At 74.1% G+C, this 23245-nt stretch carries 2 protein-coding genes (both only partly in view); both read right to left on the reverse strand.

Annotation, left to right across the window (positions count from 1 at the left end; genetic code table 11):
* Nucleotides 1-12806, reverse strand: the 5' portion of a protein-coding gene (locus tag OIE49_RS31435; RefSeq protein ID WP_326805247.1) for a non-ribosomal peptide synthetase. It extends 1366 nt beyond the left edge of the window; the window shows 12806 of its 14172 coding nt (coding positions 1-12806); the start codon lies at nucleotides 12804-12806; its stop codon lies off the left edge, out of view.
* Nucleotides 12803-23245, reverse strand: the 3' portion of a protein-coding gene (locus tag OIE49_RS31440) for a non-ribosomal peptide synthetase (RefSeq protein ID WP_326805248.1). It continues 3810 nt past the right edge of the window; the window shows 10443 of its 14253 coding nt (coding positions 3811-14253); its start codon lies beyond the right edge, outside the window; its stop codon occupies nucleotides 12803-12805. The genes OIE49_RS31435 and OIE49_RS31440 overlap by 4 nt, the downstream gene beginning before the upstream one ends.

Genomic DNA, 23245 nt, shown 5'->3' on the forward strand with positions numbered 1-23245 from the left:
TGCCGGTCGAGCACGGCCTGTACGGCGGCGGTCAGTCGGGGCAGGTCGAGCGCGGCGGGCGTCCGGACCGTCATCGCCTGGTGGAAGCCGTCGACCGGGCCTCCGTGCTCCCGCCACCAGTGCATGATCGGGGTGAGCGGCAGCTCGCCGATGCCCGCGTCCGCGTCCTCGGCGAGGGACTCGGTCGCGGCCTCGGCGATCCGGGCGAGCGCCGCGGGGGTGCGGTGCTCGAACACGTCCGCCACCGTCAGCTCGATCCCGGCCGCCCGGGCCCGGCTGACCAGTTGGATGGAGACGATGCTGTCGCCGCCGAGGTCGAAGAAGCCGTCGTCGGCCCCGACCGTCTCCCGGCCGAGCAGCTCGGCGAAGATCCGGCACAGGACGGCCTCCCGCTCGGTGGCGGGGCCGCGGCCGGGCTCGCCGCCGAACTCGGGCGCCGGCAGGGCGGCACGGTCCAGCTTGCCGTTCGCGGTGAGCGGCAGCGCGTCCAGGACGGTGAAGGCGGCGGGGACCATGTAGTCCGGCAGCGCGGCCGCGACGTCCTTGCGCAGCACGGCGGGCTCCGGTGGCCGGGCGCCCTCGTCCGGGACCACGTAGGCCACGAGCTGTCTGAGGCCCGGCTGGTCCTCCCGCACGATCACCGCCGCCTGGGCGAGTCCGGGCCGGGCGAGCAGCACGGTCTCGATCTCGCCGGGTTCGACGCGGAAGCCCCGGATCTTGACCTGCTGGTCGGAGCGGCCGACGAACTCCAGCTCGCCGCCGCGGTTCCAGCGTACGAGATCGCCGGTCCGGTACATGCGGGCGCCGGCCGGACCGAACGGGTCGGCGACGAACCGCTCCGCGGTCAGCGCAGGGCGGCCCAGGTAGCCGAGGGCCACTCCGGAGCCGGCGATGCAGAGTTCGCCCGCGACGCCCACCGGCACCGGCCGCAGCCGCTCGTCGAGGACCGCCACGCGGGTGCCCGCGACCGGGCGGCCGATCGGCGGCGCCGTGTCGCCGGACAGCGGACCGCTGAGCGTGGCGGCGATGGTGGTCTCGGTCGGCCCGTAGGCGTTGACGACGGTGCGTCCGGCCGACCAGCGGGCCAGCAGGCCCGGCGAGAGCGCCTCTCCGCCGGAGACGACGCAGCGCAGGCTGGGCAGCTCCCGCTCCGGGAGGGTGCCCAGGAGCGGGGCCGGAAGCATGACGTGGGTGGCGTCGGCGGCTTCGATGGCGTCGGCCAGGCCCTCACCGACCAGTTCCCGGCCCGGGCCGGGAAGGGCGAGCGTGGCCCCGGACAGCAGGGTCATCGCCAGGTCGCCGACCGACACGTCGAAGTTGGTCGACACCACCTGGAGCACCCGGCTCGCGCCGTCCAGGCCCAGCCGTTCGACGTGGCTGTGCACGAACGACGCCAGACCGGTGTGCCCGACCAGCACGCCCTTGGGCCGGCCGGTCGACCCGGAGGTGTAGACGACATAGGCGGGGCTGTTCACGGCTGCCGCCGCCGGGGGGTCGGTCGCCGGGCGCGCGGCCACCGAGGCGGCGAACCCCGGCTCGTCCAGGACCCAGGCGGGCACGGCCGGTGCGTCCGGCAGCAGGCCGCGGGACGCCTCGGTGGCCAGCAGGGCGGCCGGTGCCGCGTCCGCGAGCATGAACGCCACGCGCTCGGCCGGATACTCCGGATCCACCGGCAGATGGACGGCGCCCGCCTTGGCCACCGCCAGGAACGCGGCGACCTGGAGCGGGGAGCGCGGGACGGCGACCGCGACGGTCCGGCCCGGGGCGACCCCGCGGGCGATCAGTTCGTGGGCCAGCCGGTTGGCCCGCCGGTTCAGCTCGGCGTAGCTGGTCCGCTCGCCCTCGCACCACAGGGCGGTCGCCCGCGGGGTGCGCGCCGCCTGCGCCTCGAACAGCTCCGCCAAGGTGCCCGCCGGCGCCTCGGACGCGGTGCCGCGCCAGGCGCCGAGCAGCAGCTCCCGCTCGCCGGAGGTCAGCAGGTCGTGCTCGCCGATCGGCCGGTCCGGCTCGGCCAGCAGCCGCTCCAGCAGGGCGACCAGCCGGTCCGCCAGCGACTGGACGGTGCCCTCGGTGAACAGGTCGGTGCTGTACTCGACCACACCGACGACGCCGTCGGGCCGGCCGTCGGCGTCCACCGTCTCGGCCAGGTTGAACGCCAGGTCGAACTTGGCCACCCGCAGGCCGTGCGGCTGCTGGGCGATGGCCAGGTCGTCGCCGAGGCTCAGCTCGGCGGGCGGGGTGTTCAGCAGGTTCAGCATGACCTGGAGCAGCGGGTGCCGGGACATCGAGCGGGTGGGGGCGAGCACCTCCACGAGACGTTCGAAGGGCACGTTCTGGTTCTCGAAGGCGGCGACGTCGGTGCGCCGCACCCGCTCCACCAGCGCCCGGAAGGTCGGGTCGCCGCTGGTGTCGGTGCGCAGCACCAGGGTGTTGACGAAGAAGCCGACCAGCTCGTCCAGGGCGTCGTCGGTGCGGCCGGCGACCGTGGTGCCCAGCGGGATGTCGCTGCCCGCGCCGATCCGGCCGAGCAGCGCGGCGAGGGCGGCCTGCAGGACCATGAAGGGGCTGGCCCCGGCCGTCTTCGCCAGCTCCGCCAGCGCACGGTGCACCGGGGGCTCAAGCCGCAGCCGGACCAGTCCGCCCCGGTGGCTGGGCCGGGCCGGGCGCGGCAGATCGGTGGGCAGCGCCAGCTCCTCCGGCATACCCGCCAGTTGCTCGCGCCAGTAGCCCAACTCCGCTGCAAGACGCGAGTCCTGGTCGTCCTCGCTGCCCAGCAGGTCGCGCTGCCACAGGGCGTAGTCGGCGTACTGCACGGCGAGCGGAGTCCATTGCGGCGCCCGCCCGGCCGTCCGTGCCCGGTAGGCGTCGGACAGGTCGCGCAGCAGCGGGCCCAGCGACCAGCCGTCGCAGCTGATGTGGTGGACCAGGAACACGAGCACGTGGTCGCGCGGCCCCACAGTGAACAGGTGGGTGCGCACCGGCAGTTCGGCGGCCAGGTCGAAGCCGTGAGCGACGGCCGCGGCGACCGCGGCGTCCAGTTCCTCCGGTGCCACGTCGGCGATCCGCAGCGGGGGTGTCGCCGTCTCCGGGTCGAGGATCTCCTGGCGGGGGGTGCCGCCGGTCTCGGGGAACGTGGTGCGCAGGCTCTCGTGCCGGGCCACCACGTCACCGATCGCGGACCGCAGCGCCTCCACGTCGAGGGCGCCGGTGAGCCGCATGGACAGCGGGATGTTGTAGGTGGGGCTCGGGCCCTCCAGACGGTTGAGGAACCACAGCCGGCGCTGCGCGAACGACAGCGGGACGTGCTCGGGCCGCGGCTGCGGCACCACGGTCTGCCGGGCGTCCCCCGCCCCGCCGACCAGCACGGCCAGGCCGGCCACCGTGGGATTCTCGAAGAAGTCGCGCAGCGGCAGTTCGGCGGCGAACTCCCTGCGGATCCGGCTGACCAGCTTGGTCGCCTGCAGCGAATGCCCGCCGAGCTCGAAGAAGTTCGCCTCGACGTCGACATCCTCGTCGCCCAGCACCTCGGCGAAGATCCGCCGCAGCCCGGCCTCGGTCGCGTTGCGCGGCGCACGGCCACCGGACGGGCCGGCCGGCTCCGGCGCGGGCAGCGCCCTGCGGTCGATCTTCCCGTTGGGCGTCAACGGCAGTGCCGGGAGCACCATGAAGGCCGACGGCACCATGTACTCCGGCAGCCGCGCGGCCACATGCTCCCGCAGCGCCGCCACCGCGGGTGCCGTACGGTCCTCCGCGGCGACCACATAGGCGACCAGGCGCCGCTCGCCGGGCTCGTCCTCCCGGGCCAGTACGGCAGCCTGCGCCACGTCGGCGTGGGCGGCGAGCAGCGACTCGATCTCGCCCGGCTCGATCCGGAAACCGCGGATCTTGACCTGGTCGTCGGCACGGCCGACGAACTCCAGGTCGCCGTCCGGCAGCCAGCGCACCAGGTCGCCGGTCCGGTACATCCGGGAGCCGGGGGGACCGTACGGGTCGGCCGTGAACCGCTCGGCGGTCAGCCCCGGCCGGCCGGCGTAGCCGCGGGCCAGACCGGCGCCGGCCAGGTAGGCCTCGCCGGGCGTGCCGACCGGGACCGGTCGCAGAGCCTCGTCGAGGACCAGCACCCGGACGTTCCACAGCGGGCGGCCGATCGGCGGGTTGACGCCCGCGGTGAGCGGTCCGCTGACGGTGGCGCACACGGTCGCCTCGGTCGGGCCGTAGGCGTTGAGCAGCCGCCGGCCGTCCGCCCAGCGGGCGATCAGGTCGGGCGTGGACGCCTCACCCGCGACGATCACGTTCATGCCGTCCGGGAGCGCGCCCCGCGGCAGTACGGCGAGCGCGGCCGGCGGGATGTTGGCGTGCGTCACGCGTTCCCGGGCCAGCAGCGCGGCCAGCGGCTCGCCGACGGCCAGGTCGTCGGCGGGGGCCATCACCAGGACGCCGCCGACCAGCAGCGGCGCGAATATCTCCCAGATGGCGGCGTCGAAGCTGGAGGAGGCGAACTGGAGCATCCGGCTGCTCGCGTCGAGTTCGAACTGCTCGCGGATCGCGCCGAATCCGCCGATGCCCGTGTGCGGGACCACCACGCCCTTGGGCGTGCCGGTGGAGCCGGAGGTGTAGATCATGTAGGCGGCGTTGGCGGGGGAGGCCGTGCGGCCCGTATCCGGGGCGGTGTCCGGCAGCGCGGTGAGTTCGGCGCGCACATCTGCGTCGTCCAGCAGCACCCGGGGGACGCCGGACGCGGGCAGCCCGGCGGCGGCCGGTTGCTCGGTCAGCAGTGCGGCGGGCCGGGCGTCGGCGAGCATGAAGGCGATCCGCTCGGCCGGATAGGCCGGGTCGACCGGCAGGTACACCCCACCCGCCTTGAGCACCGCCAGCAGGGCGACCACAGACCGAGGCGTGCGCGGCAGCGCGACCGCCACCACGTCCTCGGGGCCGATGCCCCTGCGGACCAGCAGGTGCGCGAGACGGTCGGACTCGGCGTCCAGGCGCGCGTAGCTCAGCTCCGTGCCGTCGTGACGGAGCGCCACCGAGTCCGGAGTGGCGGCGGCCTGACGGCCGAACAGCTCCGTGATCGTGCCCTGGGGCACATCGCGCGCGGTCGCGTTGAAGTCGTGCAGCACCTGCCGCCGCTCCGCAGGGGAGAGCACCTCGAGCCGGCTGATCGGCAGGTCGGGGTCGGCGCACGCGGCGTCCAGCAGGCGCAGCAGCCGGCCGGCCATGCGCGAGACGGTCTCCGGATCGAACAGGTCGTCGCTGTACTCGACCAGGCCGGTCATGCCGAGCGGCGCGCCCCGCTCGTCGTAGCGTTCGCGCAGGCTGAAGGCCAGGTCGAACTTGGCGGCGCCGATGCCGACGCCCTGCGCGCCGATCTCCAGGCCGGGCAGGCCGATCTCGACGTCGGCGGTGTTCTGCAGGTTCAGCCACACCTGGAAGAGCGGGTGGCGGCCCAGCGAGCGTTCGGGGTTGAGCACCTCCACCAGGCGCTCGAACGGCACCTCCTGGTGGGCGTAGGCGGCGAGGTTGTTCTCGCGGACCCGGTCGAGCAGCGCGGTGAAGGTCGGGTCGCCGCCGGTGTCGGTGCGCAGCACCAGGGTGTTGACGAAGAAGCCGACCAGGTCGTCCAGCGCCTCGTCGTCGCGGCCGGCGACCGGGGTGCCCAGCGGGATGTCGGTGCCCGCGCCGAGCCGGGTCAGCAGCGCGGTGAGCGCGGCCTGACCGACCATGAACAGGCTGGTCCTGGTCCGCCGGGCCAACCGCGCCATCCGCTCGTGCAGTTCGGCCGGGACCGCGAAGGGAACCGTGGAGCCCCTGTGGCTGGCCACCGCGGGCCTCGGTCGGTCGGCGGGCAGCCGCAGCTCGTCCGGCAGCCCGGTCAACGAGGCCCGCCAGAACTCCAGTTGCCGGGCGATCTCACTGTCCGGCGCGGTCTCGCTGCCCAGCACGTCGCGCTGCCACAGCGTGTAGTCCGCGTACTGGACCGGCAGCGGCGCCCAGCCGGGCGCGCGGCCCGCCAGCCGGGCGCCGTACGCCTCGGCCAGGTCGCGTGCCATCGGCGCCATGGACAGACCGTCGCCCGCGATGTGGTGCATCACGAGGAGCAGGACGTGCCGGTCCGCGCCGAGCCGGAACAGGTGGGCTCGCAACGGCAGTTCACCGGCCAGGTCGAAGCCGTGGAAGGCGGCCTCCTCCAGGGCGGCGTCCAGACCGGCCTCGTCGGCCTCGGTGACGGTGAAGACCGGGGCGGCCTGCCCGTCCGGGGCGACCGACTGGCGGGGAACGCCGTCGGCCTCGGGGAACGTGGTGCGCAGGCTCTCGTGGCGGGCCACCACGTCACCGAGCGCGGCCTTGAGCGCGGGCACGTCCAGCGCGCCGGTCAGCCGGGCGGCCAGCGGCAGGTTGTACGTGGAGCTCGGGCCCTCCAGGCGGTTGAGGAACCACAGCCGGCGCTGAGCGAACGACAGCGGGACCAGGTCCGTGCGGGGCATCGAGCGGACCGCGGGGCGCGCGCCGGCCGCGCCGGACGCCTTGCCGGCCAGGCCCGCCACGGTCGGGGACTCGAAAACATCCCGCACGGCCAGTTCCACGCCCAGTGCGCCGCGGATCCGGCCGACCAGCCTGGTCGCCAGCAGCGAGTGGCCGCCGAGGGCAAAGAAGTCGTCTTCGACGCCGACCGATCCGACGCCGAGCACCTCGGCGAACAGACCGCACAGGATCTCCTCCCGCGGGCCGCGCGGGGCACGGCCCTCGGGCGCCTCGGCCTCGGGCGCCGGCAGCGCGGCCCGGTCCAGCTTGCCGCTGGGCGTCAGCGGGAACGCGTCCATGAGCACGAACGCCCCGGGCACCATGTGGTCCGGCAGCGCGGCCGCGACGTGCGCGCGCAGCTCCGCCCGCCCGATCGCGCCGGACACCGGCACCACGTAGCCGACCAGGCGGCGGCCGCCCCGCCCGTCGTCCCGGGCGACCACGGCGGCCCGCGCCACCTCCGGGTGGGTGCGCAGCACGGCCTCGACCTCGCCCGGCTCGATCCGGAAGCCGCGGATCTTCACCTGCTGGTCCGCGCGGCCGGCGTACTCCAGCTCACCGTCACGGTTCCAGCGCACCAGGTCGCCGGTGCGGTACATGCGGGTGCCGGGCGGCCCGAACGGGTCGGCGGTGAACCGCTCGGCGGTCAGACCCGGACGGTCGTGGTAGCCGCGGGCCAACTGCGCGCCCGCGATGTAGAGTTCGCCGCCGACTCCGTCCGGCACCGGCCGCAGGGCCGCGTCCAGCACGTACACCTGGGTGTTCCACACCGGGCGCCCGATCGGCGCGCCGGTCCGGGGCCAGGCCGACCGGTCCGCGGGCAGGGTGTGCGCGGTGACCACGTGGGTCTCGGACGGGCCGTAATGGTTGTGCAGCACGCGCTCCGCGTGCGCGCCGCACAGCTCGCGCACCCGGTCGCCCAGCACCAGCGCCTCACCGGCCTGCGCGATGTGCCGCAGGTCCGGAAGGCCGTTGCGGTGTTCGGCGACGGCCTCGCCGAGGGCGTCCAGCATCATGGTGGGCGCGTACAGCTCGGTGACCTTCCGCTCCCGCAGCCAGGCCGCGAACCTCGCCGGGTCGCGCCGGGTCTCCTCGTCCGGCACCACCAGCGTCCTGCCGTCGAGCAGGGCCGACAGGATCTCCTGGGCCGAGACGTCGAAGCTGATCGCGGTGAACTGGGCGGTCCGGGCGCCGGGTTCGGCGGGGACGGCCGCGGAGTGCCAGGACAGCAGGTTGACCAGCGCGCCGCCGGGCATCACCACGCCCTTGGGGCGGCCGGTCGAGCCGGACGTGTAGATCAGGTAGGCGGGGTGCCGCGGCAGCAGCGGCCCGGTCCGCTCGTCGTCGCCGGGGTCGGTGTCCGGCATCGCGGCCAGTTCGGCCAGTACGGCCGGGTCGTCCAGTGCCAGCGTGGGCCCGGCGGGCAGCCGGCCGGCGGCTCCGGTGGCGGTCAGCAGCATTCGTGGAGCGGCGTCGGCCAGCATGAAGGCGATCCGCTCGGCCGGGTACTCCGGGTCGACCGGCAGATAGCCCGCGCCGGACTTGAGCACGGCCAGCAGAGCCACGGCCAGCTCCGCCGAGCGGGGCAGGGCCAGCCCCACGATGTCCTCGGGGCCGACGCCGCGGCCGATCAGCAGCCGGGCGAGCCGGTTGGCCCGCGCGTTCAGCTCGGCGTAGGTCAGCTCCTCGTCACCGCACACCAGCGCGGGAGCGGCGGGGTCTCGGGCGACCCCGGCCTGGAACAGCTCGGGCAGCGAGGCGGCGGGCACCTCGTGCTCGGTGGCGTTGCGGGTGACCAGCAGCTCGTGGCGGGCGACCGGGTCCAGTACGTCGACCTTGCTCACCGGGCGGGCCGGTTCGGCGACGACGGCCTCCAGCACCCGTACGAAGGCCGCCGCGATCCGCTCCGCCGTCGGCTCGTCGAACAGGTCCGCGCTGTACTCCACGAAGCCCTCGACGCCGCCCGGCCGCCCGTCGGCCGTGTAGTTCTCGCGCAGGCTGAACAGCAGGTCGAACTTGGACACCCCGGTGTCGACGCCTTGCGTGCCGACCCGGACGCCCGGCAGCCGGAACGGCGCGGTCGGGTTGTTGTGCAGGGTGAGCATCACCTGGAACAGCGGGTGCCGGGACATCGCACGGCCCGGGTTCAGCACCTCGACCAGCCGCTCGAACGGCACCTCCTGGTGGGCGTAGGCGGCCAGGTCGGCCTCCCGCACCCGGCCAAGGAGGTCACGGAAGTCGGGGTCCCCTGACAGGTCGGTGCGCAGCACCAGGGTGTTGATGAAGAAGCCGACCAGGTCGTCCAGCGACTCGTCGCCGCGCCCGGCGATCGGCGTGCCCAGCGGGATGTCGGAACCGGCGCCCAGCCGGTGCAGCAGCACCGACAGACCCGCCTGCAACGTCATGAACACGCTGGCCTGGCAGGTGCGGGACAGCGCGACCAGGCGCTGGTGGACCTCCCGGTTGATCCGGAAGCCCACCGTGCCGCCCCGGTAGGAGGGGGTCGCGGGACGCGGCCGGTCGGCCGGCAGGTTCAGCTCGTCCGGCAGGCCGGCCAGCGTCTCGCGCCAGTAGGCCAGTTGCCGCGAGACCGCGCTGTCCGGGTCGTCCTCGCTGCCGAGCACGTCGCGCTGCCACAGGGCGAAGTCCGCGTACTGCACGGGCAACGGCTCGAACGACGGCTCACCGCCCTCGCGTCGCGCGCCGTACGCGGCGGACAGATCGCGGCCGAACGGCACGGCCGACCACTCGTCCATCACGATGTGGTGCATCACCACCAGCAGCACGTGCTCCTCGTCGCCCAGCCGCAGCAGCCGCGCCCGTACCGGCGGCTCGGCGGTCAGGTCGAAGCCCTCGCCCGCGGCCCCGGCCAGCGCCGCGTCGAGACCGGCCGCGTCGACGTCGCTCACCGGCAGCTCCGGGACGGTGTCCACCACGACCTGGCAGGGCGTGCCGTCACGGTCCGGGAAGACCGTGCGCAGGCACTCGTGCCGCCGCGCCACGTCGGCCAGCGCCGCGCGCAGCGCCGCCACATCCAGCGGGCCGGTCAGCCGGGCCGCCATCGGCACGTTGTACGCCGGGCTCGGGCCCTCGAACCGGTTGAGGAACCACAGCCTGGTCTGCTGGAGCGACAGCGGGACGTCGGCCGGGCGCGGCACCGGCTCGATCCGCCGGGTCACCGGGCCTTCCGAGGTGAGCAGTTGGGCGAGCCCGGCCACGGTCGGCGACTCGAACAGACTGCGCAGCGAGAGCCGCACGCCGAACACCGAGCGGATCCGGGTGACCAGGCGGGTCGCCAGCAGGGAGTGGCCGCCGAGCTCGAAGAAGCTGTCGTCGATGCCGACGACGGACGCGCCGAGGATCTCCGCGAACAGCCCGCACAGGATCTCCTCCTGGGGAGTGCGCGGTGTGCGCCCGGAGGCCACCCCGGAGAAGTCCGGGGCGGGCAGTGCCCGCCGGTCCAGTTTCCCGTTGGGCGTCACCGGGAGTTCGTCGAGCGTCACGAACGCCGCGGGCACCATGTGGGCCGGCAGCGCGTCCGACACGGCGGCGCGCACGGCGGCCACGGTCGGCGCGGCGGCACCGGCCTCCGGCACCAGGTAGGCGACCAGCCGGTGGTCTCCCGGCCGGTCCTCGCGGACGATCACACTGGCCTGGGCGACGCCGTCCCGGGCCAGCAGCACCGACTCGATCTCGCCCGGCTCGATGCGGAAGCCGTGGAGTTTCACCTGGCTGTCGGCGCGTCCCTGGAAGACGAGTCGGCCGTCCCGGTCCCAGGTGGCGATGTCTCCCGTGCGGTACATACGGGCGCCGGGGCCCTCGAAGGGGCTGGCGACGAAGCGTTCGGCGGTGAGCGCGGGACGGTCGAGGTAGCCGCGTGCGAGGCCCGCTCCGGAGAGGTAGAGCTCGCCGGGGACACCGGGCAGGACCGGGCGAAGCGCGGAGTCGAGGAGGTAGACGCGGGCGCCCGTGATGGGGCCGCCGATGGGCGGTACGACCTCTCCGGCGAGCGGGGCGCTCATGGTGGCGCACACGGTGGTCTCGGAGGGGCCGTAGGCGTTGATCATGCGGCGGCCCGCGGACCAGCGGCCGACGAGTTCGGGCGCGGTGGCCTCCCCGGCGACCACGAGGGTGATGCCCTCGGGCAGGGCGTCCCGGTCGAGGACGGCGAGGGCGGCCGGGGGGATGGTGGCGTGCGTGACGCGCTGCTCGGCGACGAGTTCGGCCAGCGGCGGTCCGGGGCGGAGCCGTTCGGCGGGCGCCAGGACGAGGGCCGCGCCGGTGAGCAGGCCCATGGCCAGCTCCCAGAAGGCGGCGTCGAAGCTGAGGGAGGCGAACTGCAGGACGCGGCTGCCGGGGCCGACGCCGAAGCGTTCGGTCTGGGCGGCGACGAGGGAGGCGATGCCGCGGTGGGTGACGACGACACCCTTGGGCCTGCCGGTGGATCCGGAGGTGTAGATGAGGTAGGCGGGGTGATCGGCCGTCAGGTGCACGGTGGGCGCCCGGTCGCCGGGCGCGGCGGCGACGCGTGCGGCGGTGCCGGGGTCGTCCAGCGCGACGAGGAGCCGGTCGCCGGCCGGCAGGGTGGCGGCGAGAGCGGTGGTGGTGAGGACGACGCCGGGCCGCGCGTCGGCGAGCATGTGGGCGATGCGCTCGGCCGGGTAGTCCGGGTCCACCGGCAGATACGCGGCGCCGGCCTTGTGGACGGCGAGCACGGCGACGGCGAGGTCCGCGGACCGGGGGAGGGCCAGCGCGACGTACTGCTCGGGCCCGACCCCGGCGGAGACGAGATGGTGGGCCAGCCGGTTGGCACGGTCGTCCAGCTCGGCGTAGGACAGCGTGGTGTCCTCGAAGACCACGGCCGGGTCCCGGGGGGCCAGGGCGACCCGCTCGGCGAACAGCTCCGGCAGGGTCCTCGGCCGCTCGCCTCCCGTGTCGTTGCGCCGGACCAGGACCTCCTCGCGCTCCTTTGCGCCGAGCACGTCCAGCCGGCCGACGGGGCATTCCGGGTCCCGCACCACCGCCTCCAGCACCCGCACCAGCCGGGCGCCGATCTCCTCCACGTCCGCCGGCCGGAAGACGTCCGGCCGGTAGCCGAACCGGATGCGCAGCGTCTCGCCGGGCAGGGCGGCCACACTCAGCGGGTAGTGGTTGGCGTCCGCGCCGTGCGCGCCGATGATCGTCAGTCCGGCCAGCTCGCGGAACCCCTTCTCGTCGAAGGGGTAGTTCTCGGTGACGGTGATGGTGTCGAACAGCTCCCCGGACGCGCCCGCCAGGGCGTGCACGTCGGGCAGGTTCAGATGCTGGTGGGACATCAGTCCGGCCTGCTGCCGCTGGAAGCGGGCCAGCATCGCGCCCACCGGCTCCGACGGGTCGAGCCGCACCCGCACCGGCAGGGTGTTGATGAACAGGCCGACGATGCTCTCCACCCCGGGGAGGTCCGCCGGACGTCCGGAGACGGTGCCGCCGAACACCACGTCGGTGCGGCCGGTCAGCCGGCTCAGGACGAGCGCCCAGGCGCCCTGGAAGACCGTGTTGAGGGTCAGGTCCCGCCCGCGTGCCGCCGCGGTCAGCTCGCGGCTCAGCTCCGCCGGAACCTCCACCAGCAGGCGCTCGGGCGCTACCGGGGTGCGCAGCCGGTCGTCGGACACCAGCCGCGTCGGCTCCTCGACGCCGCTCAGCACCGTCCGCCACGCCTCCTCCGCCGCAGGCCGGTCCTGACCCGCCAGCCAGGCGAGGTAGTCGCGGTACGGCGTCACCGGCGGCAGCGCCGACTCCTCGCCCCCGGCGGCGTAGAGCGTGAACAGGTCCGTCATCAGCCGGCCCACCGACCAGCCGTCCATCAGGATGTGGTGGTGCGCCATCACGAGCCGGTGGGCGTGCTCGCCGTGGTGGATCAGCGTGAAGTGCAGCAGCGGCGGCCGCGCCAGGTCGAAGGTGCGCTCCGACGCGGCCGCGGTCAGCTCCCGCAGCCGCTCCGCCTGCTCCTCCCCCGGCAGACCGCGCAGGTCGAACTCCTCCAGCGGCAGCGCGACTTCCCGCGGGATGAGCTGCACCGGGCGGCTCAGCCGCTCGTAGCGGAAGGCGGCCCGCAGATTGGGGTGCCGGCGCAGCAGGCCCGCCACCGACTCCCGCAACGCGCCGGAGTCCAGCTCGCCTTCGAGGTCGAGGCAGAGCCGCGCCGTGTAGATGTCCAGCGAACGCTCGTGGTAGACGGTGTGGAAGAGCAGGCCTTCCTGCAGGGGAGAGAGCGGAAGGACGTCCTGGAACCCCGGCTTCGTCATGAGGAGAAGTACCTTCCGTCAGCTTCCAGCACGTCGATGTCGCCTTGGTCGAGACCGGTCAGGGAGAGGTCGGAGGGGGTGTGCCCGCCCGCGTCCGCGGCCTCGCAGCGGGTGGTGATGGCTTCCAGCGCGCCGAACCAGTCGTCGACCAGTTCGCGTACGGCCGCCTCGCCGAACAGTTCGCCCGGCCAGGCGCAGGTCACGGTCAGGCACGGTCCTTCGGGACCGTTGACGACCGAGGTGGTCAGCTCCAGCGCGTGCCCGGCCCGCGGCGCCCGCTCGGTGGGTCCGGCGGACACCGGCCACTCGGCGGGCGCGGCCTCGTCGAATCGGCCGAGGTGGGTGAAGCCGATGTCCGGCGGGGGCAGTTGGGCCAGTACAGGGGCGGTACGGGGGTTGAGGTACCGCAGCATGCCGTGGCCGACGCCGCCGTCCGGCACCGAGCGCAGCTGCTCCTTGACCGCCTTGACGGCGTTGCCCACGGCCGTGCCGCCCTGCGTCAGCTCCGACCGGTCGACGGCGCCGGCGTCCAGGCGCACCGGGTATGCGGTGGCGAAGCGGCCCAGGGTGCGGGAGAGGTCCTGGCCTTCGGCGAACGGCTCGCGCCCGTCACGCTCAAGGTCCACCAGCACGCTCGTGCCGCCGAGGTGGTCCCGCAGGTGCCGGCGCCGCCAGTGCGGGACGGTCAGTGCCAGCGCGGTGAGCAGTACGTCGTCCACAGCGCAGTGGAACGCGGCGGGTACCCGGTCGAGCAGCGGTCCGGTCCGCCCCGCCGGCAGCGTGCGGTGCAGCGTGCCCATGGCGCCGGGCGTGTCCGGGCCCCCATCCGACGGCCGGTCGGTGAGCCGGGGCTCCGCGGTGGTGAGCGTCGCCTTCCACCAGTCGAGTTCGCGCTCGCGCTCCGGGTCCTGCGCCGCGGCCACGAGTTGCTGCGCCCAGCGGCGGTAGGACGTGCCGGCCGGGCGCGGCTCGTCCTGGCTCTCCCCGGTCACCACGCGCAGGCAGGCGGCCAGTTCGGTGCGCAGGACGCGCCAGGACACCGCGTCCGCGGCCAGCCGGTGCAGCACCACCAGCAGCCGGCCCCGCCGCCCGGGTCCGGTGTCGAACCAGACGAACCGTGCGACGTCTCCGGTCTCCGGGTCGAGGCGGTCGGCCGCCCGCCCGGTGTGCTCGCGCACCGCGGTGGCCAACCCGTCCCCGTCGAGTCCGGCGACCTCCAGGCGGGTGACCCACCGGGCGGCGTCCACCGTGCCGGAGGGCCGCACCTGAAGGCTCCACCGGGCGCCGTCGTCGCCGTCCCCGCCACCCTCGTGGCGGTCAAGGAGCAGCCGGAGCGCGTCGTGCCGGTCGACGAGCATGGCCACCAGCTCACACAGCCGGTCGTGACCGAGATCGGCCGGGGCGTCCAGCAGCAGCGACTGGTGGTACGCCCGGACCGGGCCGCCCCGCTCCCGCAGCGCGTGCGCGGCCGGCGGCAGCGGGACACCGCCGACACCGGCGTCGGGCGACTCGGCGACGAGATCGGGCACGTCGGTCGCCACCGACGCGAGCCCTTCGACGGTCCGGTGGACGAACACGTCCTCCGGCTTGATCCTCAGTCCCCGCGCCCGGGCGCGGCCGACCAGCCGGATCGAGACGATGCTGTCGCCGCCGAGGTCGAAGAAACTGTCCCGGATGCCCACCGAGGGCAGGCCGAGAACCTCGGCGAACACCTCGCACAGTGCTTCCTCACGCGGTGTGCGCGGCTGCTCGTCGCCGATGAGCACGGCGAAGTCCGGGGCGGGCAGCAGCTTGCGGTCCACCTTGCCGTTCGGGGTGAGCGGCAGGGCGTCGAGGGCGACGAACGCGGCCGGGACCATGTAGTCCGGCAGGACGCGTCCGGCGTGCTCCCGCATCCCGGCCGCGGCCGGCACCTCCTGGCCGGGCGCCGCGACCAGATAGGCCACCAGGCGTTTGTTCCCCTCGCCGTCCGCCCGGGCCACGACGGTGGCCTGGGCCAGCGCCGGGTGGGCGGCGAGGACGGCCTCGATCTCGCCCGGTTCGATGCGGAAACCGCGCACCTTGACCTGGTCGTCGGCCCGTCCGACGAACTCCAGCTCGCCCGCGGTGCTCCAGCGGGCGATGTCGCCGGTGCGGTACATCCGGGTGCCGGCCGGGCCGAACGGGTCCGCCACGAACCGCTCGCCGGTCAGCCCCGGCCTGCCCAGGTAGCCGCGGACCACGCCGTCACCGGCGAGATACAGGTCGCCCGCCACCCCGGCCGGAACCGGCGCGAGCCGGTCGTCCAGCACGTACACCCGGGTGTTCGCGATCGGCCGGCCGATCACCGGCGCGCCGGGCCGTCCGTCGAGTTCGGCGGTGGTGGACCACACCGTGGTCTCGGTGGGGCCGTACAAGTTGCGTACGCCGAAGGACAGTTCGCGCAGTTGAGTGGCCAGCCCGGCGGGCAGCGCCTCGCCGCCGACCAGGACCCGCAGCCCGGCGAGGGCGTCAGGGTGCCCGGACACCAGCGCCTGCCACAGCGTCGGCGTCGCCTGGACCACGGTGGCACCCGTGCCGGTGATCAGCTCGGCCAGCCCGTCGACGTCGCGCACCTGCTCGGTGGTCGCGAGTACCAGCCGGGCCCCGGCGACCAGGGGGACGTACAGCTCGAGACCGGCGATGTCGAAGGCGACGGTGGTGACCGCCACCAGGACGTCCGCCTCGGTGACCGGCAGCCGCTCGCGCATGTCCCGCACGAAGTTGGCGATGTTCGCCCGGGTGACCACCACGCCCTTGGGGCGGCCGGTGGACCCGGAGGTGTAGATCACGTACGCCGGGTGGTCGCCGTGCGCCGTGCCGGGCAGGTCGGTGTCCGGCAGGGCGGCGATCCGGGCCCGCAGCGCCGGGTCGTCGACCGCGACCGTCTCCGCCCCAGCCGGTACGGGCAGTTCGCGGGCGAGTCCGGAGGTCGTCAGCACAAGGGCGGGCGAGCCGTCGGTGAGGATGTGGCGCACCCGCTCGGCCGGGTAGGCCGGGTCGAGGGGTATGTAGGCCGCGCCGGACTTGAGCACCGCCAGCAGCGCCACCACCAGGTCCGTTCCGCGCGGCAGGCTCACCGCGACCCGCGCCTCGGGACCGGCGCCGCGGCCGGCCAGGTACCGGGCCAGCCGGTTCGCCCGCGCGTTCAGGTCGGCGTAGGTGATCCCGGCGCGGGTGGTCCCGTCGTCCGCGGCGACGACCGCGACCCGGTCCGGGGTGCGGGCGGCCGCCGCCTCGATCGCCTCGGTCAGCGACCGCGGGCCGAAGCCGGCGCTCGTGGCGTTCCAGTCGTCCAGCAGCAGGGTGCGCTCGGCCGGGGTCAGGACGTCCACGTCGCCCACGGGCCGGTCGGGTTCGGCGCACAGCAGTTCCATCAGGTGCGTGAACCGTCCGGCCAGCCCCATCACCGTGTCGTGGTCGAACAGGTCCGTGCTGTACTCGGCGACCGCGTCGATCCCGGCGGGCGCGTGGTCGTCGTCGAACAGCTCGCGCAGGTTGACGTTGAGGTCGAACTTGGCCGTGTTCAGGTCGAGCATCCGGCGCCGCGCGGACACCCCGGGCAGGTCGTAGCCGGCCTCGGGGTTGTTGTGCAGGCTGACCATCACCTGGAACAGCGGGTGGCGGGCCATGACCCGCTCGGGGTTCAGCAGGTCGACCAGCCGCTCGAAGGGCACGTCCTGGTGGGCGTACGCGGCCAGGTCCGTCTCCCGCACCCGGTCCAGGAGTTCGGTGAAGGTGGGGTCGCCGGACAGGTCGGTGCGCAGCACCAGCGTGTTGACGAAGAAGCCCACCAGCTCGTCCAGGGCCTCGTCGGTGCGGCCCGCGATCGGCGTGCCCAGGGGGATGTCGGTGCCCGCGCCCATGCGGTGCAGCAGCACCGAAAGGCCCGCCTGGACGACCATGAACATGCTGACCCCGTGGCGGCGGGCGAGGGCCGCCAGGTCCCGGTGCAGCCGCGGCTCCAGCCGGAACGTGACCCAGCCACCGCGGTACGAGGGGGTCGCCGGCCGCGGCCGGTCCACCGGCAGGCTCAGCTCGTCCGGCAGCCCGGCCAGCGCCTCACGCCAGTACGCCGACTGCCGCGCGGCCACGCTGTCCGGGTCGTCCTCGTCGCCCAGCACCGCGTGCTGCCAGAGCATGTAGTCCGGGTACTGCACCGGCAGCGGCGTCCACTTCGGTGCCGTGCCGGCGCGCCGGGCGGCGTAGGCGGTGGCGAGGTCCCGGCCGAACGGCCCGGTCGACCAGCCGTCGACGACGATGTGGTGCATCACCACCACGAACACCGACTCCCGCTCGCCGACCCGCAACAGGACAGCCCGCAGCGGAAGTTCGACCGTCAGATCGAAGCCCCGGCCGGCGATGCGCCGCAACTCCCCGTCCAGTTCGGGTGCGGCGACGTCGAGCACGGTGAACTCCGGTGCGGCGACCGACGGGTCGAGCACCACCTGGTACGGGCTGCCGTCCCGCTCGGGGAAGATGGTGCGCAGCGACTCGTGGCGGGCGACGACGTCGGCGAGCGCGGAGCGCAGCGCCGAGACGTCCACCGGACCGTCCAGGTCCAGTGCGACCGGCAGGTTGTAGGTGGCGCCGTGGCCTTCGAGGCGGTTCAGGAACCACAGCCGCCGCTGGCCGTGGGACAGCGGCAGGCGGGCCGGCCGCTGTGCCGCGCGCAGCGCCTGCCGTCCCTGCGGCGCGCCGCGCAGGGATCCGGCCAGGGCGGCGACGGTCGGGCTCTCGAACAGCGCGCGGATCGGCAGTTCCGTGCCGAAGGCCGAACGGATCCTGCTGACCAGCCGGGTGGCCAGCAGGGAGTGGCCGCCCAGGTCGAAGAAGTTGTCGTCGACGCCGACCGCGGGCACGTTCAGGATCTGCGCGAACAGAGCGCACAGCAGCTCTTCCTGGGGTGTGCGCGGCGCGCGGCCGGCGGTGGCGGTGGGGGAGTGGTCCGGCGCCGGCAGGGCCCGCCGGTCGACCTTGCCGTTGGGGCTGAGCGGAAGCTCGTCCAGGACCACGAACGCCGCGGGCACCATGTAGTCCGGCAGGTCCCCGGCCACCTCGCGGGCGACCTCGGCCCGGTCCAGCGGGCCGTCCGGCACCAGGTAGGCGACGAGCCGCTGGTCGCCCGGCAGGTCCTCCCGCAGCACGACGGCGGCCTGGGCGACGCCCGCCCGGCGCAGCAGCGCGTTCTCGATCTCGCCGATCTCCACCCGGAAGCCGCGGATCTTGACCTGGTCGTCGACGCGCCGCAGGAAGTACAGCTCGCCGTCCGGCCTCCACTTCACGATGTCGCCGGTCCGGTACATGCGGGAGCCGGGCGGGCCGAACGGGTTCGGCGCGAACCGCTCGGCGGTCAGCGTCGGCCGGTGCAGATAGCCGCGTGCGATGCCCTCGCCCGCCACGTACAGCTCACCGGCCACGCCCATGGGCACCGGCCGCAGGGACGCGTCCAGCACGTACAGCCAGGTGTTGGGCATGGGACGGCCGATCGGCAGTGGGCCGCTGTCCACCGGTTCGCCCGCCCTGATCACGTGCTGAGTGCAGTTGACGGTGGTCTCGGTGGGCCCGTAGCCGTTGTAGATGTGCGCCTCGGGGTGGCGCGTACGCCACTCGGTCAGTGTCGCGCCGAGCAGCAGCTCGCCGCCCAGCATCAGTTCGCGGCTGGGGGAGAACGCGTCGGGCAGTGCCTCGAGGAGCGGCAGATGGCTGGGGGTGGCCTTGAGGAACGTGCACGGCGTCCGCTCCAGGTCCGCCAGGGTCCGCGGGTCGCCGTCGTCCAGGGTGGCCAGGATCACCGTGCCGCCGACGGACAGCGTCGTGTAGAGCGCGGTCACCGTCAGGTCGAAGGAGATCGGGCTGTGCAGCACCGCGGCGCCCGCGGCACTCGGGTAGCCCGACGTGCTCCAGCGCAAGTAGTCGCTCAGGCAGTGCTGTTCGGTCAGCACCCCCTTGGGGCGCCCGGTGGATCCGGAGGTGTAGATGACGTACGCGGAGTGGTGCGGGTGGACCGGGTGCAGCCGGTCGGCGTCGGTCGGATCCGTCACGGGGCGGCCCGCCACGGCCTCGGCGGTGTCCGGATCGTCCAGCAGCAGCCGCGGCAGGCCGTCGGAGTGCGGCAGGCCCGCGCCGATGGCCCCGTCGGTGAGCAGCAGCATGGCCGAGGCGTCCTCGATCATGAACTCGACGCGCTCCGGCGGGTAGTCCGGGTCGAGCGGGAGGTAGGCGGCGCCCGCCTTCAGGACGGCCACCAGGGCGATCACCAACCGCGGGGTGCGCGGCAGGGCGACCGCGACCCAGTCCTCCGCCCCGACACCGCGCGCGATCAGGTGGTGGGCCAACCGGTTGGCGCGCTCGTTGAGTTCGCGGTAGGTCACCTGCTCGTTCCGGCAGGCCAGGGCGACGGCGTCCGGGGTCGTCGCCACCTGCCGCTCGAACCGTTCGACGAACGTCGGCGGGACTTCCGCGCGGATCTCGCCCACTCCGAGGGCGAGGATGCGGTGGCGGTCGGCCTCGCCCAGCAGGTCCAGCTCGCTGACCCGCTGCGCCGGATCGGCCGCGACCGACTCCAGCAGGCGGCTCAGCCGGGCGGAGATGTCCTCGGCGGTGGCACGGTCGTACAGGGCGCCGCTGTAGTTGAGCAGACCGGTGAGTCCGGCCGGGGCGCCGTCGTCGGCGTACCGGTCGCGCACGGAGAACGACAGGTCGAACTTGGCGACCTCGGTGTTCACCGGGTGCAGTCGGGTGCGCACCCCTGGGAAGCCCAGTTCCATCTCGGGGGTGTTCTCGAAGTTCAGCAGCACCTGGAACAGCGGGTGCCGGGAGAGCGAGCGTTCCGGCCTGAGCGTCTCCACCAGCAGCTCGAACGGCACCTCCTGGTGGGCGTACGCGGACAGGTCCGCCTCGCGCACCCGGCCGAGGAGCTGCCGGAAGGTCGGGTCGCCGCTGAGGTCGTTGCGCAGGACCAGGGTGTTGACGAAGAAGCCGATCAGGTCGACCAGCGACTCGTCGTTCCGCCCGGCGACCGAGGTGCCGATGGGAATGTCCGTGCCGCCGCCCAGCCGGTTCAGCAGCGCGGCGAGCGCGGCCTGCATCACCATGAACAGGCTGGCGCCGCTGCCGCGGGCGATCTCCAGCAGCCGTGCGTGCACGTCGGGCCCGACCGTGATCGGCACGAACCCGCCGTCGTGGCTGGGGGCCGCCGGGCGGGGCCGGTCGGCCGGCAGGTCCAGTTGGTCCGGCAGACCGGCCAGCGTGTCCTTCCAGTAGCCGATCTGCCGCGCCAGCACGCTGTCCGGGTCGGCGAGGTCACCGAGGACCTCCCGCTGCCACAGCGTGTAGTCGGCGTACTGCACGGGCAGCGGCGCCCACTGGGGGGCGCGCGCCGAACGCCGCTCGGCGTAGGCGGCGGACAGGTCGCCCACCAGCGACGCGAACGACCAGCCGTCGGCGACGATGTGGTGCACCAGGACCAGGAACACCTGCTCGGTGGGGCTGAGCACGAACAGCTCGGCCCGGACGGGCAGTTCGTGCTCCAGGTCGAAGCCGCGGCGGGCGGCCGCGGTCAGCGCCGTGTCCAGTTCCGTCTCGGTCAGCTCGGTCACCGGGATGTGCAGGCGTGCCTCCCGCTCCGGTACGACGCACTGGACCGGTACGCCGTCGTGGTCGCGGAAGACCGTGCGCAGGCTCTCGTGCCGGGCCATGACGTCGTGCAGGGCCTGGTGGAGGGCGTCGCGGTCGATCCGGCCGGTGAAGCGCAGCGAGACACCGAGGTTGTAGGTGGGGCTCGGGCCCTCCAGACGGTTGAGGAACCACAGCCGCTGCTGGGTGAACGACACCGGCAGCCGGTCCGGGCGCGGCATCGGAACCGCCCGGGGCCTGGCCGTACCGGCCCGCTCGACCAGTTCCGCCAGCTGGGCCACCGTGGGCGCCTCGAACAGGTCGCGTACCGCGAGATCGACGCCGAGCACCGACTGGATCCTGATGATCAGCCGGTTGGCGATGAGCGAATGCCCGCCGAGGTCGAAGAAGCTGTCGTCGACGCCGACCGAGGACAGCTCCAGGATCTCCGCGAACAGACCGCAGAGCACCTGCTCCTGCGGGGTGCGCGGCTGCCGGCCGCTTCGCCCGCCGGCGAACCGCGGTGCGGGCAGGGCGCCGCGGTCGAGCTTGCCGCTGGTGTTGAGCGGCAGCCTGCGCAGGGTGACGAAGGCCGCCGGCACCATGTAGCCGGGCAGGGTGGCCGCCACCAGCTCGCGCAGCCGCACGGTGTCCGCCTCGGCCCCGGCGGCGGGCACGACGTAGGCGACGAGCTGCTTGTGCCGGTGCTGGTCCTCCTGCGCGACCACCACCACCTGCGCCACGGCGGGATCCGACGCGATCACCGACTCGATCTCACCGGTCTCGATGCGGAAACCGCGCACCTTCACCTGCTCGTCGGTGCGCCCCAGGTAGGCCAGCTCGCCGTCGGCGGTCCAGCGCACCACGTCGCCGGTCCGGTACAGGCGGGAGCCCGGCGGGCCGAACGGGCAGGCCACGAACCGTTGCGCGGTCAGGGCCGGCCGGTCCAGGTAGCCGCGGGCCAGGCCCGCGCCCGCCAGGTACAGCTCGCCCGGAACACCCGCGGGAACCGGCCGCAGCCAGGGATCCAGCACGTACGCGCGGGTGTTGGCGACCGGCCGGCCGATCAGCGGCTCCGCGGGCCCGCCGTCGGAGTACCAGGCGGTCGCGTACACCGTGGCCTCGGTCGGCCCGTAGATGTTGGCGATACGGGCCCCGGGCATGACGGCGCGGATGTCCGCCACCGCCCGGCCTGTGAGCGCCTCGCCGGCGAGCACCACCAGGCCGGCCGAGGCGGAGACGTTGTCCTGGCCGATCAGTTCGGCCAGCGCGGACGGCACCGCGCTGATCATGCTGCCCGACCAGCCGTCCTCCCGCTCGGCCAGCGCCAGCAGGTCGCGCACCACATCGATGCGCCCGCCCGCCGTCAGGGGCGCGAAGATCTCGAAGACCGACACGTCGAAGCTGAGCGACGTCGAAGCCAGCGGCCGGGACAGGGCGTCGACGCCGATCTCGCGCGCCGCCCAGGTGACCAGGTTGACCACGTTGCGGTGCTCCACCACGACGCCCTTGGGCGTCCCGGTCGAGCCGGAGGTGTGGATGACGTAGGCGGCGTTGTCCGCCCGCAGCGGCGCCCCGCGGTCCTCGTCGACCGGGTTCGTGCCGGGGCGGTCCGCGACCGCCTCCACCGTGCCGGGGGCGTCCAGTGCCAGCGCCGGCACCCCGGCCAGGGCCTCCCGCGGCCAGCCGGCCAGTACGCCCTCGGTGCTCAGCAGCAGCACCGGAGCGGCGTCGGACAGCAGCAGCGCGACCCGCTCGACGGGATGACCGGGGTCGACCGGCAGATACGCCGCACCGGACTTGAGCACCGCGAGCAGCGCGACGATCAGCTCCGCCGAACGCGGCATGCCCAGCGCGACCACGCGCTCGGGACCCGCGCCCCGGGCGATCAGCTCCCGCGAGAGCCGGTTGGCGGCCTCGTGCACCTCGCGGTACGTCATCGTCCGCGGCCCGTCGCACACCGCCACCGAGTCGGGGTGCTCTGCCGCCGTCCGCTCGAGGAGGTCGACGAGGGTCCCCGCGGGGACGCCGTGTTCCGTGTCGTTCCAGTCGTGCAGCAGCCGCCGCCGCTCGGGCGGCGACAACATGTCCAGGGCTCGCACCGGGGCGTCCGGTTCGGTCACGAGCGCCTGAAGGAAACGCACCAGCCGGTCGCCGAGCATTTCCACACTGGAACGGTCGAAGAGATCCGTCCGGAATTCGACGACCGCGTCGATTCCGCCCGGCGTTCCCGTCTCACCGACGCGTTCGCCGAATTCGAAGGACAGGTCGAACTTGGCCATCGTGCGCACGCCCGGTTCCGCGACCGCCGTCAGACCGGGGAATTCCAGAGCGGTGCCGAGTTTCTTCTGGAGCGAGAACAGCACCTGGCACAGCGGGTGGCGGGACAGCGAACGCTCCGGGTTCAGCACCTCCACGAGACGCTCGAACGGCACGTCCTGATGGGCGTACGCCGCCAGGTCCGACTCCCTGACCCGACCGAGGAGTTCGCGGAACGTCGGGTCGCCGGAGACATCGGTGCGCAGCACCAGCGTGTTGACGAAGAAGCCGACCAGGTCGTCAAGGGAGTCGTCGGTGCGGCCCGCCACCGGGCTGCCAAGCACCACGTCGGGGCCGGAACCCAGCACCGACAGCAGCGAGGCAAGCCCGGCCTGGAGCGTCATGAACAGGGTGGTGCCGGTCTGCCGGGCCAGCTCGGTGAGGCCGCGGTGCAGTTCGGGCGGCAGCCGCAGCTCGACCACGTCGGACCGGTAGTCGGCCTCGGCCGGACGCGGCCGGTCGGCGGGCAGCGCGATCTCGTCCGG

Origin of the sequence: Streptomyces sp. NBC_01788 (assembly GCF_035917575.1) — a bacterium.
Classification (GTDB): domain Bacteria; phylum Actinomycetota; class Actinomycetes; order Streptomycetales; family Streptomycetaceae; genus Streptomyces.